Annotated in this window: 10 protein-coding genes and 1 pseudogene; 5 read left to right on the top strand and 6 right to left on the bottom strand. The window is 69.6% G+C overall.

Going from position 1 to position 13,295, the window contains the following annotated elements; translation table 11 throughout:
- From BN976_RS24225 to BN976_RS24210, 4 genes and pseudogenes are all read right to left on the bottom strand, one after another.
- Positions 1 to 437 (bottom strand): annotated as a pseudogene (locus tag BN976_RS24225) (HNH endonuclease); the annotation flags it as partial.
- A 37-nt stretch (positions 438 to 474) separates the two neighbouring features.
- Positions 475 to 4,092, bottom strand: coding sequence for a cobaltochelatase subunit CobN (gene cobN / locus BN976_RS24220; RefSeq protein ID WP_036374711.1), 3,618 nt, complete (start codon positions 4,090 to 4,092; stop codon positions 475 to 477).
- A 243-nt stretch (positions 4,093 to 4,335) separates the two neighbouring features.
- Positions 4,336 to 5,787, bottom strand: coding sequence for a flavin-containing monooxygenase (locus BN976_RS24215; RefSeq protein ID WP_036374709.1), 1,452 nt, complete (start codon positions 5,785 to 5,787; stop codon positions 4,336 to 4,338).
- Positions 5,788 to 5,883: 96 nt separating this feature from the next.
- Positions 5,884 to 6,156 carry a hypothetical protein gene (locus tag BN976_RS24210; protein ID WP_036374704.1) on the bottom strand — a complete coding sequence of 91 codons (273 nt, stop codon included), beginning with the start codon at positions 6,154 to 6,156 and terminating at the stop codon, positions 5,884 to 5,886.
- Positions 6,157 to 6,343: 187 nt separating this feature from the next.
- Between BN976_RS24210 and cobG the strand changes: the two genes are divergently transcribed.
- From cobG to BN976_RS24185, 5 genes are all read left to right on the top strand, one after another.
- The gene (cobG, locus tag BN976_RS24205) at positions 6,344 to 7,462 is read left to right on the top strand and encodes a precorrin-3B synthase (protein WP_036374699.1); all 1,119 of its coding nucleotides are present in this window, start codon (positions 6,344 to 6,346) and stop codon (positions 7,460 to 7,462) included.
- A gap of 9 nt (positions 7,463 to 7,471) precedes the next feature.
- The gene (locus BN976_RS24200) at positions 7,472 to 8,098 is read left to right on the top strand and encodes a precorrin-8X methylmutase (protein WP_036374697.1); all 627 of its coding nucleotides are present in this window, start codon (positions 7,472 to 7,474) and stop codon (positions 8,096 to 8,098) included.
- Complete coding sequence (locus tag BN976_RS24195) at positions 8,095 to 9,582, top strand: precorrin-2 C(20)-methyltransferase (RefSeq protein ID WP_036374693.1); 1,488 nt, start codon at positions 8,095 to 8,097, stop codon at positions 9,580 to 9,582. The genes BN976_RS24200 and BN976_RS24195 overlap by 4 nt, the downstream gene beginning before the upstream one ends.
- Positions 9,583 to 9,684: 102 nt before the next feature.
- Positions 9,685 to 10,302 (top strand): TetR/AcrR family transcriptional regulator, encoded by a 618-nt coding sequence (locus BN976_RS24190; protein ID WP_036374978.1) that lies wholly within the window; start codon positions 9,685 to 9,687, stop codon positions 10,300 to 10,302.
- A gap of 11 nt (positions 10,303 to 10,313) precedes the next feature.
- Positions 10,314 to 11,393 (top strand): phosphotransferase family protein, encoded by a 1,080-nt coding sequence (locus BN976_RS24185; protein WP_036374975.1) that lies wholly within the window; start codon positions 10,314 to 10,316, stop codon positions 11,391 to 11,393.
- Here BN976_RS24185 and BN976_RS24180 read toward each other — a convergent pair.
- Together BN976_RS24180 and BN976_RS24175 are read right to left on the bottom strand one after the other, a co-directional pair.
- The gene (locus BN976_RS24180; RefSeq protein WP_011780633.1) at positions 11,356 to 12,543 is read right to left on the bottom strand and encodes a bifunctional cobalt-precorrin-7 (C(5))-methyltransferase/cobalt-precorrin-6B (C(15))-methyltransferase; all 1,188 of its coding nucleotides are present in this window, start codon (positions 12,541 to 12,543) and stop codon (positions 11,356 to 11,358) included. The genes BN976_RS24185 and BN976_RS24180 overlap by 38 nt on opposite strands.
- The gene (locus tag BN976_RS24175; RefSeq protein ID WP_036374690.1) at positions 12,540 to 13,289 is read right to left on the bottom strand and encodes a decaprenylphospho-beta-D-erythro-pentofuranosid-2-ulose 2-reductase; all 750 of its coding nucleotides are present in this window, start codon (positions 13,287 to 13,289) and stop codon (positions 12,540 to 12,542) included. Before BN976_RS24175 ends, BN976_RS24180 begins: the two co-directional genes overlap by 4 nt.
- Positions 13,290 to 13,295: the final 6 nt, after the last annotated feature.

Raw genomic sequence — 13,295 nt, 5'->3', positions numbered from 1 at the left:
CGTTTGTTGCCCCACCCCGCCAGTGTGGTGACATCCCCACACAGTTCGGCATCCAACGCCCGCCGGTGCTGCACCGAAAGACACGCCGATTCCCGCACGATCAGCGTGGCCCGCCACTCCGACAGCGCCCCACTCTCCAGCGCGGCCAGGGTGTGCGGCATCTCGTTCACCAACGCCTTGGCGAATCCCAGGTGCCGGTTGCCCAGCACCGGCGCGTCGTGGCGGGCCAACGCCACCTCCGACGCCAACCCCTTGCCACGCCTGGCCGCCGGCACACCACCAGCCTGCTCGGCCGCATGCCGTTTGGCCGCCCACAACGCCGTCGCGCGCGCCTGGGCGGCCGCGGCCTGAGATTTCAGCCGCTCGCACCGCTCCACCGCAGCCCGCAACTCAGCCTCCGACGCCCCCACATCGACATCGAACAAACTTTCGAACATAAACCCGACGCTACACCGCGCCCCCGACAAAACGGGGTCAGCCTTCCAGGTCACCCTCGGTTTCCAGCAGCACCTGCTTGAGACCGTCGAGAGTCGCCTGTTCGGGTGCCGCCCACATCCCGCGCCCGGCCGCCTCGAGCAGTCGTTCGGCCATCCCGTGCAGTGCCCACGGGTTGGACTCGGCCATGAACTTGCGGTTCTCATCGTCGAGCACGTAGCTCTGCGACAGCTGCTCGTACATCCAGTCGGCCATCACACCGGCGGTCGCGTCGTAACCGAACAGGTAGTCGACGGTGGCAGCCATCTCGAAGGCGCCCTTGTACCCGTGCCTGCGCATCGCGGTGATCCAGCGGGGGTTGACGACACGGGCGCGGAACACCCGGGTGGTCTCCTCCGACAGCGTGCGGGTGCGCACGGCGTCCGGACGGGTGTTGTCGCCGATGTAGGCGGCCGGGTCCTTCCCGGTCAGCGCCCGCACGGTGGCCACCATGCCGCCGTGGTACTGGAAGTAGTCGTCGGAGTCGGCGATGTCGTGTTCGCGGGTGTCGGTGTTCTTGGCCGCCACCGCGATCCGCCGGTAGGCCCGGTTCATGTCATCGGTGGCCGGTGCGCCGTCCAGCCCCCGGCCGTAGGCGAAGCCGCCCCACGCGGTGTACACCGCCGCCAGGTCCGCGTCGTCGCGCCAGTTGCGGCTGTCGATCAGCTGCAGCAGGCCGGCACCGTAGGTTCCCGGCTTGGAACCGAAAATCCTTGTGGTGGCGCGCCTTTGGTCGCCGTGCTCGGACAGGTCGACCTGGGCGTGCGCACGCACGAAGTTGTCCTCGGCCGGCTCGTCGAGACCCGCGACGAGTTGCACGGCATCGTCGAGCATCGCGACCACGTGTGGGAACGCGTCGCGGAAGAACCCGGAGATCCGCACCGTGACGTCGATGCGCGGCCGTCCCAGCTCGGCGAGCGGGATCGCTTCGAGGTCGACCACGCGCCGCGACGCGTCATCCCAGATCGGCCGGACCCCGAGCAGCGCGAGAACTTCGGCGATGTCGTCACCCGACGTGCGCATCGCCGACGTGCCCCACACCGACAGCCCCACCGACTCCGGCCAGCGGCCGTAGTCGGTGCGGTAGCGCTCCAGCAGCGAATCTGCCATCGCCACACCGGTTTCCCACGCCAGCCGGGAGGGCACGGCTTTGGGATCGACGGAGTAGAAGTTGCGGCCGGTGGGCAAAACGTTGACCAGGCCGCGCAGCGGCGAACCGGACGGACCCGACGCGATGAAACGGCCGTCGAGGGCGCGCAGGATCTGGCCGATCTCACCGGCGGTGCCGGCCAGCCGCGGCACCACCTCGGTTGCGGCGAACCGCAGGATCGCCGCGACGTCGGCGTGATCGGTCAGGGTGTCGACGACGTCGGCGTCCCAGCCGCTGTCCTGCAGTGCGGCGACCAGCTCGCGGGCCTGCGCCTCGGCGATATCGACGCTCGCCCGATCGTCACTGCCGTCCTCGGCGAGCCCCAGCGCCTGCCGCAGACCCGGCACCGTCTGCTCCCCACCGAACAGCTGACGTGCCCGCAGGATCGCCAGCACCAGGTCGAGTTGCGCTTCGCCCGTCGGGGTTTGGCCGAGGATGTGCAGGCCGTCGCGGATCTGGACGTCCTTGATCTCGCACAGCCAGCCGTCGACGTGCAACAGCATGTCATCGAACGAGTCCTCGTCGGGGCGATCTTCCAGCCCCAGGTCGTGGTCCATCTTCGCCGCCCGCATCAGCGTCCAGATCTGCTGACGGATCGCGGGTAGCTTGCCCGGATCCAGCGCGGACACGTTGGCGTGCTCGTCGAGCAGCTGTTCCAGACGCGCGATGTCGCCATAGGTTTCGGCCCTGGCCATCGGCGGGATGAGGTGGTCGACCAGGGTGGCGTGGGCGCGCCGCTTGGCCTGGGTGCCCTCGCCGGGATCGTTGACCAGGAACGGATAGACCAGCGGCAGGTCACCCAGCGCCGCGTCGGTGCCGCACGCCGCCGACATGCCCAGCGTCTTGCCCGGCAGCCATTCCAGGTTCCCGTGCTTGCCGAGATGCACGACGACGTCCGCTCTGAAAGACGGGGAGGAGCCTTCGAATTGTCCGTCCAGCCAGCGATAGGCAGCCAGATAGTGGTGGCTGGGCGGCAGGTCGGGATCGTGATAGATCGCCACCGGGTTCTCCCCGAAGCCGCGCGGCGGCTGCACCATCAGCACGATGTTGCCGGCCTGCATGGCAGCGATGACGATCTCGCCGTCGGGGTCGTGGCTGCGGTCGACGAACAGTTCCCCCGGTGGCGGACCCCAGTGCTCGACGACGGCGTCGGCGAACTCGGTGGGCAGTGTCGCGAACCAGGCCCGATAGTCCTTGGCGGACACCCGGATCGGGTTGCCGGCAAGTTGCCCCTCGGTGAGCCAGGCGGGATCCTGACCGCCGCGTTCGATCATCGCGTGGATCAGGGCGTCACCATCGCCGGCTTCGAGTCCGGGGATCTCGCCGACGTGGTACCCCGCCTCCGCCATCGCGTTCAGCACGGCGATGGCGCTGGCCGGGGTGTCCAGCCCGACCGCGTTTCCGATGCGGGCATGCTTGGTCGGGTAGGCGGAGAACACCAGTGCGACGCGCTTGTCGGCGGGCGCGATGGAGCGCAGCCGGGCGTGCCGGACGGCCAGCCCGGCCACCCGGGCGCAACGTTCCGGATCAGGCACGTAGGAGATCAGCCCTTCGTCGTCAATCTCCTTGAACGAGAACGGAACCGTGATGATGCGGCCGTCGAACTCGGGCACCGCGACCTGGGTGGCGACGTCCAGCGGTGAGAGGCCGTCGTCGTTCTCGTCCCACTGCGCTTTCGAACTCGTCAGGCACAAGCCCTGGAGGATCGGGATGTCCAGTGCGGCCAGGTGCGCGACGTTCCACGTGTCGTCCGTGCCGCCGGCTCCCACGGCGGCGGGGGTGGCACCGCCGGCAGCCAGCACCGTGGTGACGAGCGCATCGGCGGTGCCGAGCAGCTCGATCAGGGCGTCGTCTGCGGTGCGCAGCGACGCGCAGAACACCGGAAGCGCGGATCCCCCTGCGCTTTCGATGGCATCACAGAGCGCCTCGACGTAGCCGGTGTTGCCGGCCAGGTGCTGGGCCCGGTAGTACAACACGGCCACGGTGGGGCCGCCGGTCGCGGCGGCCTTCCGCTCCAGCACGCCCCAGCTCGGCGTCGCAGTCGGCTCGGCGAAACCGAAGCCGGTCATCAGCAGGGTGTCGGACAGGAACGCGTGCAGATTGGCGAGATTTTCGACCCCTCCCTGCGCGAGGTAGATGTGCGACTGCAGCGCCACGCCGGCGGGCGTGGTCGAGTGGTTCATCAGGTCGGCGTCGGGAGACTGTTCGCCGCTGACCACGACCGTGGGCAGCCCGCCGGCGACCACGGTGTCGATGCCGTCCTCCCAGGCCCGGTGGCCGCCGAGGATGCGCACCACGACGATGTCCGCGCCGCTGAGCAGGTCCTCGAGCTCACCGTCGACCAGTCGCGACGGGTTGGCCCAGCGGTACGCGGCCCCGCTGGCGCGGGCGGTGATCAGGTCGGTGTCCGAGGTCGACAGGAGCAGAACGGTTGGGGGGGTCTGGCTGGCGGCGTCGGGCGCGGTCACCCCCTATTCGTACCCGACGGGCTCAGCCGTGCCAGCGGCCGTACCAGGTCTGCCGGTACGGCGTACCGATTGCCGCGACGAGCACGGCGATGAGCGCGGTGAAAACAATGAATGCCAGCATTGCCATTCCTTCCAGGTGCCCGCGTCCAACGCGGGTTCGATAGCCGGAACGGTACCGCCGGTATCGGATAGAAAGTACGTTCTGTAAGTCACGAGACTGTCCGCTCAGCGAAGTGGCGACCGTCACACCGCAGCGGTGCGTACGTCGAAATCGCTCACCCGCGGGGACCGCAACAGTTCGGCGTACCTGGACGCCTCCCAGGGGAAGAGCTCAGGCAGCCCGTCCTTGCCGAGGTACCAGCTGCGGCAGCCTGTCGTCCAGACGGTTCTGGGCATCGCCGCTTTCATCGCGTCGTTGTACTGCTTGGTAGCGGCCTCAGTCGGAGCAGCCGAAACGATTCGGCCGGAACGCAGTTGATCAATCCACCACATGACGTAGTCGGCCTGGTCTTCGGCGACCGGCACCAGAGAGTTGTTTCCGACCGGGGCGTGGGGGCCCATCAGCATGAACATGTTGGGAAACCCGGGAACCGCGACCGCCCGGTAGGCCGTGGGCCCGTCGGCCCACGCGTCGTCAAGTGTGCGACCGTGCTCGCCGGTGATGGTCAGCGGCCGAACGTAGGCGTGGAAATCGAACCCGGTGGCCAGTGCCAACAGGTCCACTTCGTGCAGCGTTCCGTCGGCGGTGACCACTCCCCGCGGTTGCACCTCCACGATCGGATCGGTGACGATCTCGACGTCCGGTCTTTGGACGGTCCGGTAGTAGTGGCCCGCGAAGATCATCCGCTTGCACATCGGCTGGTCCGGCGGCGTGAGCTTCTTCTTGAGCTCCTTGTCACGCACCGACAGCCGGAGATTCCAGTGGCACTGCGTCTGATAGAGCCACCGCTGCCAGCCCGGCCGCACAGGTGCGACGCCGAAAATTGACCGGACGAAGCCGCCCCAGAACCAGTAGCCGAAGCTGTTGAGCCACGTCCAGCGGCGCATCGCCGCTTTGGTGTGCTCGGACACCCTGAGGTTGGGCCATGGGCAGATCCACTGGGGCGTGCGTTGAAAGACCTTGAGGTGCCTGACGTTGCCGCCGAGTGCGGAGGTGATCTGTACGCCGGTGGAACCTGTGCCGATAAGCCCGATCCGTTTGTCGGACAGGGAAACCGAGTGATCCCAGCGCGACGAATGGAACATGGGCCCGGTGAAAGTGTCCAGTCCAAGGATATCGGGATAGCGCGGGACGCGCAGGAACCCGGTCGCGGTCACCAACACGTCGAACTCCTCGACACCGGCAGGGGAGGTCAGCCACCATTTGCCGTCGCGGAAGCGGGCCGCGGTGACGTCGGCACCGAAGCGGATGTGCCGACGGATACCCCGCTCGGTGGCGAACTGGCGGAAGTACCGGAACACCTCGGGGCCCGGAGGCATCATGTGCGACCACTCCGGGTTGGGCCGGAACGAGTACGCGTAGTACCGGGACGGGACGTCACATGCTAGGCCCGGGTAGGTGTTGTCGCGCCACGTGCCGCCCACCTCGTCGGCCTTCTCGAAGACCGTGAAGTCCTCGATGCCCGCGTCCTGCAACTTCGCGGCCATGCACAGACCGGACATGCCTGCGCCGATGATCGCCACCCTGATCCCCATGCCGAACCCCCTAGGAGCAGGCCCGACGTTACTCCGGCCGCCCGCAGGCCACGGCGGAATCGTTGCCATCGCCGCTGCGGTTGGCGAGCTGGGGACTCACAGCCGATCCATCATCCGTGCCATCCGCGCATCCTCGATGAACGCGTAGTGCTCCGGATAGTGCCGGTGCTTCTCCTCCCCTGCCGACGGGGTGAGCCGGGCGCGCAGCATCGCGAAATAGTTGCGCCGCACCTTGGGTGCGCCCAACACCGCCGCCGAGCCGAGAAGGACCTGCTGTTCGGTGACGAGTACGGGTTCAGGGGCCGGAGTCACCGCGTCAGCGGTGTCGGGCTCTGGCCGGTGAACAGGTTGTGTTGCCAGATCGGTCATTTCAATCACTTCCCTACGAGATTCTGGGTGGGATCCGGCCCCTCACCGGACCCCACATGGAGCAAACGTAGGAGGGCAGGCGCGCGCGATCACGAGTACCTCGGTACGTAAATCCGCGAACCCCTCGTCACCGACTACTCAGGCGGTCCGATGCCCTACCTAGGTGCCACCCGGGTACCGTGGACGGATGGCCAGGGCGAGGGACGACGACGCCTGTCCCGGCGCGCTGCAGACCCACCGCGCCGCCGACGGCGATCTGGCCCGGATCCGACTGCCCGGCGGCGCGATCACCGCCCGCCAGCTGGAGGCGGTGGCGCAGGCCGCCGTCGATTTCGGCACCGCGACGCTGGAGCTGACATCGCGGGCCAACCTCCAGATTCGCGGTATCCACGACACCGGGGCCGTGGCCGCACTGCTGACCGACGCCGGCCTGCTGCCTTCGGCGACCCACGAGCGGGTGCGCAACATCGTCGCCTCACCGTTGTCGGGCCGCAGCGGAGAGTTCTGCGACGCAAGGGATCTGGTGCGCTCACTGGATCATGCGGTGCAACAGGATCCTCGGCTGGCCCGGTTGCCCGGCCGGTTCCTGTTCGGCATCGACGACGGCCGTGGTGACATCTCGGGCCTGGGCGCGGATGCCGGCATCCACGTCCTCGACGGACACACTGCGGCACTGCTTCTCGCCGGCCGTGACACCGGGGTGCGGCTCCCGCTGGGCCACGTGGTCGACGAGTTGCTCTCTGTCGCAGCACGATTCCTCCAGGTACGCGGAACCGCCTGGCGCGTGGACGAACTCGACGATCCCACGACGCTTCTGGGTGACCGGACACCGACGGCGGAGCCTGGCGCGACGTGGCCCGCACACTCCCGTCCGCCGGTCGGCTGGATCGAGCAGGACGACGGGCGCATCGCGCTCGGCGCCGCGGTGCCGCTCGGCGTCCTCGACGCGCAGGTGGCGCGCTACCTCGCCGCCGTCGAGGCCCCGCTGGCCGTCACCCCGTGGCGCTCGGTGCTGCTGTTCGATCTGGACGAAGGAGTCGCCGACGTCGCGCTGCGGGTGCTGGCACCGCTCGGGCTGGTCTTCGACGAGAACTCGCCCTGGCTCTCGGTGTCCGCGTGCACCGGCAGCCCGGGCTGTGAGCGCTCCGTCGCCGATGTGCGCGCCGACGCCGCGGCAGCGGTCGACGATCCGGTGACGGTCCACCGGCACTTCGTCGGCTGTGAGCGCGCCTGCGGCAGTCCGGCAGACGGTGAGGTCCTGGTCGCGACCGGAGACGGCTACCGGGCCCGCAAACGCCACCCGTAGGGTGATCGGGTGCTCGACTACATCCGCGACGCCAGCGAGATCTACCGCCAGTCGTTTGCGACCATCCGCGCCGAGGCGGACCTGTCGCGGTTCCCCGAGGACGTCGCGCGGGTGGTGGTGCGCCTGATCCACACCTGCGGCCAGGTCGATGTCGCCGAGCACGTCGCGTTCACCCCGGATGTCACCGCGCGCACCCACGCCGCGCTGGCCGCCGGCGCCCCGATCCTGTGCGATTCCTCGATGGTCGCCGCCGGGATCACCCGGCTGCGGCTTCCCGCCGACAACGAGGTGGTGTCCCTGGTCGCCGATCCGCGCGCGCCCGGGCTGGCGGCCGAGCTGGGCACCACCCGCTCGGCGGCCGCCGTCGACCTGTGGTCGGAGCGGATCCCCGGCGCGGTCGTGGCCATCGGCAACGCCCCCACCGCGCTGTTCCGGCTGCTCGAGCTCGTCGACGACGGTCTTGCCCCACCCGCCTCCGTGCTGGGCGGCCCGGTCGGGTTCGTCGGTTCGGCGCAGTCCAAACAGGAGCTCATCGACAACCCCAGGGGGATGTCCTACCTGGTGGTGACCGGCAGGCGCGGCGGCAGCGCGATGGCCGCCGCCGCCGTGAACTCGATTGCGGCAGAAGAAGAATGACAGGATCCCAGGAACCCAAGGGAACACTGTGGGGTGTCGGGCTCGGTCCGGGTGACCCCGAGTTGGTGACGGTCAAGGCGGCCAGGGTGATCGGGGCCGCCGATGTCGTCGCCTACCACAGCGCACGGCACGGGCGCAGCATCGCGCGCTCGATCGCCGAGCCCTATCTGCGGGAAGGGCAGATCGAGGAGCACCTCGTCTACCCGGTCACCACCGAGACGTCCGACCATCCGGGTGGCTACGCCGGTGCGATGGAGGACTTCTACCGCGAATCCGCCGACCGCATCGCCGCCCACCTGGATGCCGGGCGCGACGTCGCGCTGCTGGCCGAAGGCGACCCGCTGTTCTACAGCTCCTACATGCACATGCACACCCGCCTGACGGAACGCTTCGACGCGCTGATCGTGCCCGGGGTGACCTCGGTCAGTGCGGCGTCGGCCGCGGTGTCCACGCCGCTCGTGCAGGGCGACCAGGTGCTGACGATCCTGCCCGGCACGTTGCCCGCCGACGAACTCCGTCGGAGACTCGCCGACACCGACGCCGCGGCGATCCTCAAACTGGGGCGCTCGTATCCGGCGGTGCGGCAGGCACTTTCGGCGGCCGGGCGCATCGACGACGCCTTCTACGTCGAGCGGGCGAGCACCGAGCGGCAACGGGTGCTGCCGGCCTCGGAGGTCGATGACCAGTCGGTGCCGTATTTCGCCCTGACGATGCTGCCCGGCGGCAGGCGCGCCGCGTCGGTGACGGGTTCGGTGGCGGTGGTCGGGCTCGGCCCCGGCGACGCGGGCTGGACGACACCGCAGAGCAGACAGGTTCTGGCGGCCGCCACTGATCTGATCGGTTACGGGCCGTACCTGGACCGGGTGCCGGTCCGTGACGGTCAACGCCGACACCCCAGCGACAACACCGACGAGCCCGCCCGCGCCCGGCTGGCCTGCGAGCTGGCCGAACAGGGCCGGACGGTCGCCGTCGTCTCATCCGGTGACCCCGGCGTGTTCGCGATGGCCACCGCGGTGCTCGAGGAGGCCGAGCAGTGGCCGGACGTCGACGTACGGGTGGTGCCGGCCATGACCGCCGCGCAGGCCGTGGCCAGCCGGGTCGGCGCGCCGCTCGGGCACGACTACGCCGTGATCTCGTTGTCCGACCGGCTCAAGCCGTGGGACATCATCGCCAGACGGCTGACGGCCGCGGCTGCGGCGGACATGGTGCTCGCCGTCTACAACCCGGCGTCCAAGACCCGGAACTGGCAGGTCGCGGCGATGCGGGATCTGCTGCTGGAGCACCGCGATGCGGACACCCCCGTGGTCATCGGCCGCGACGTGGCCGGCCCCCGCGAATCGGTCCGCGTGGTGCGGCTCGGCGAGTTGGATCCCGCCGACGTCGACATGCGCTGCCTCCTCATCGTCGGGTCCTCCCGGACCCGTTGGCACACCACGACCGACGGGGCCGACCGGGTGTTCACCCCGCGGACCTACCCGGGGTAGCCGGCCCATCGCGCGAACATCCGCCACAGCTGACAGGCGTCTTGCATCGTTGACAGTCGTCAGAACTGCGGGTTAGTCTCGCGCGTGCAGCGAGGCCTTCCGGTGCGGTCGCCGACCGACCGGCGTCAACCGCAGAAGAGCGACCTGCGGCGCAGCGCGATCCTGGAGTCACTGGACCAGCACCTGCGCGAATCCGGTTTCGACGGCCTCAACATCGCCGACGTGACCCGCCGCGCCGGGGTGACCCGATCGGCGTTCTACTTCTACTTCGAGAACAAGGCGGCCGCGGTGGCCGCCCTTCTCGAGCCGATGTACGACGACGGCTTCCTGGCCGGCGACCTGCTGGCCAACATCGAGCAGCCGCCGCGCGCACGCATCCGGGCCATGCTCGAGGCGCTGCTGGACACCGTCGATCAACATCGCTACCTGCTGCAGGCGATGCTGGAGGCCAGGGCCAGCAGCACCGTGATCCGCGAGGTCTGGGACGACGCGCGCGAATCTTTCGTCCCCACCGTCGCCAGGATGATCACCGCCGAACGGGACAGCGGGCGCGCCCCGGCCGGTTCCTCTGCGGAGGTGGTCGCCAGCATGCTGCTGGAGTTCAACGACCGGCTGATGGAGCGCCACACCCTCGGCGGCCGACTCGGCAGGGACGAACTGCTGGCCGGCGCCGAGACGATCTGGTTGCGCACGATCTACGCCCACGACGGCGACTTGTGAAAGGCGATCCGATGACCATTCCCCGCAGCCCCCAGGACATCACGCCGACATGGCTCGCATCGGTGCTCGGCACCGAGGTGAGCGGTGTCGAGGTGGCCGCCATCGGCACCGGCCAAACCGGCGCCACCTACCGGGTGACCGCCACCTACCCCGAATCGCCCTCGCCGCCCGCGACTTTCGCGGTCAAGCTACCCGCCCAGGACGACGCGGTGCGGGAGCGGGTGGCGCTGGGCTACCTGTCCGAGGTGGACTTCTACGCGGCGATCAACAAGGACGTCGCGATCCCGGTGCCTGACTGCTTCCACACCGAGATTTCCACTGACGGCAAAGATTTCGTGCTGGTCCTGGCTGACATGGCGCCCGCCGAGCAGGGTGACCAGATCGCCGGGTGCACGCCCGCCGAGGCCGCCCTGGCCGTCGAGGCGCTGGCCGGGCTGCACGGGCCGAGCTGGAACGAGCGGCGATATTTCGACCTGCCGTCGATCGTGATGCCCAAGCCCGGCGACGAGGCGGCCGCAGCCGGCATGGGCGAGGTGGCCAAGATGGCGGCCGACATCACGCTGGACAAGCTCGGAGGCTCGGTCAGCGACGAGGACCGCGACACCCTGGTCACGTCGATGAGCCTGGTGACGCCGTGGCTGCTCGCGGTGCCCGACCGCTTCTCGCTGATGCACGGCGACTACCGGCTGGACAACCTGCTCTACGATCCGGACCGCACCCGGGTGACCGTGGTGGACTGGCAGACGATGGGCATCGGCCTTCCGTCTCGGGACCTGGCGTACTTCACCGCCACCAGCCTGCTGCCCGAAACGCGGGCCGAGGTCGAACGCGACCTGGTCGAGCACTACCACGCGGCACTGCTCGGTCACGGGGTCAGCGGCTACGACGTCGAGACGTGCTGGCACGACTACCGGCTCGGGGTGCTGCAGGCGCCGCTGATCACGGTGCTGGGCACCGCGTTCGCGTCGTCGACCGAGCGCGGTGACGAGATGATGCTGACCATGCTGCACCGCGGCTGCCGGGCCATCCGGGAGCTGGCGTCGATCGATCTGGTCAGGTCGTATCAGGTTTCGTCACCGACCACTGCGTGACCGGCATCGCCGGACGCCAGCCGGTGAACGAGCCGACCGCTTCGCCGCGATAGTGCTGGTAGCGGCGGAGCTCACCCCCGACACGCGAATACCACTGCGCCAGTACCGCTTCGGACTCCACGGTGACCGCGTTGGCGACCAGCCGACCGCCCGGCCCCAACCTCTCCCAGCAGGCGTCGATCATGCCGGGCCGGCTGACACCACCGCCGACGAACACCGCCGCGGGCGGCGGCGAGGAGTCGAACGACTCCGGCGCGTCGAACCGCACCTCCACGCCCGCGCCGTGGGCCACCGCGTTCTCGGTGATCCTGGCGCGTCGGGCCTCGTCGCGTTCGAACGCGATCGCCCGACAGCCGGGTCCACTGCGGCACCACTCGATCGAGATGCTGCCCGACCCCGCGCCGACGTCCCACAGCAGCTCGCCCGGCCGCGGTGCCAACGCCGCCAGGGTCGCCGCGCGGATCATCTGCTTGGTGAGCTGCCCGTCGTGGGCGAACGCATCGTCGGGCAACGTCCCCAGCACGCGCACGTCGGGCAGGTAGCGCACGGCCATCACGTTGAGGTCGTCGACGTCCGCCGGCGGCCGGGCCGCCCACTCCCTCGCGGTCGAGGTACGGCGCAATTCCTTTGGGCCACCCAGCTGTTCGAGGACGGTGAGCTCCGAGTCGCCCCGCCCGGCGTCGGTGAGCAGCCGGGCCAGTTCGGCCGGCGTCGAGCCGTCGCGGGACAGCACGACGGCCTGTCCCCCGCGGCGCACGGCAGTGTGCGGCTCGTGCCAGACCAGGCTGATGATCTCGGTGTCCTGGACCGACCATCCGACCCGCGCGCAGGCCAGCGTCACCGACGACACATGCGGAAGCACCGCGACCTTGTCCGGACCGTGCAGGCGGATCAGTGTGCTGCCGATCCCGTGCAACATCGGGTCCCCGCTGGCCACCACGTGTACGTCGGCGTCCCCGCCGTCCAACAGGGTGCCCAGCGCCGGCAGCAGCGGCGTCGGCCATGCCCGCCGGGGTGCCGTCACGGTCCCGTCCAACAGCTCCAGTTGTCTACGGGAACCGTAAACAACTGTGGCCCTGGCTAATTCAGCTCTGGATGCGGGCGCCAACCCGGCCATGCCGTCCGCGCCGATCCCCACCACGATGATCACCTCGGCAGCCTCCGCCACACGAACCTCGGCATCGTCCGGAACGCGAACGCCAGCAGCACCAGCGGCGCGGGAATCCACACCGTGCCGCGGCCTTTCCGTAACGCCCGCACCGTCGCCTCGGCCACCTGACCCGGAGTGCTCGACAGCGGCGCCGGGGACATGCCCTGCGTCATCCGGCCGACCACGAAACCCGGCCGCACCAACAGCAACCGCACGCCGGTGCCGTGCAGCGCATCGGCCAGCCCGCTGCAGAAGCCGTCCAGGCCCGCCTTGGCCGACCCGTAGACGTAGTTCGCCCGGCGCACCCGCACACCCGCCACCGACGAGAACACCACCAGCGTCCCCGACCCGGCGTCCCGCATGGAGGCCGCCAGCACCGTCAGCAGGCTCACCTGCGCGACGTAGTCGGTGTGCGCGATGGCGGCCGCATGCGCCGGATCCTTCTCGGCGCGGGCCTGATCCCCCAGGATCCCGAAGGCCAGCACCGCGATGCCGATCGGGCCGTGCTCGGCGACGATGCCGTCTACGACCCCGCGATGCGAGGCCAGGTCGTCGGCGTCGAAGCCGACGGTGTGCACGGCCACCGCACCCGCCCGCTGCAACTCGGCGACCTCACCCTGCAACTCGTCCGGCCTGCGCGCCGCCAGCACCACCGTGGCCCCCGGCGCCAGCCGGCGGGCCACCTCCACGCCGATCTCGCTGCGACCGCCGAAGATCACCACCGGGCCCGCGTTCGTGTCCTTCACGGGCCT

This window comes from Mycolicibacterium austroafricanum, assembly GCF_000612725.1.
In the GTDB taxonomy this organism is placed as follows: Bacteria; Actinomycetota; Actinomycetes; order Mycobacteriales; family Mycobacteriaceae; genus Mycobacterium; species Mycobacterium austroafricanum.
This window is presented reverse-complemented; position numbering and strand designations above follow the sequence as displayed.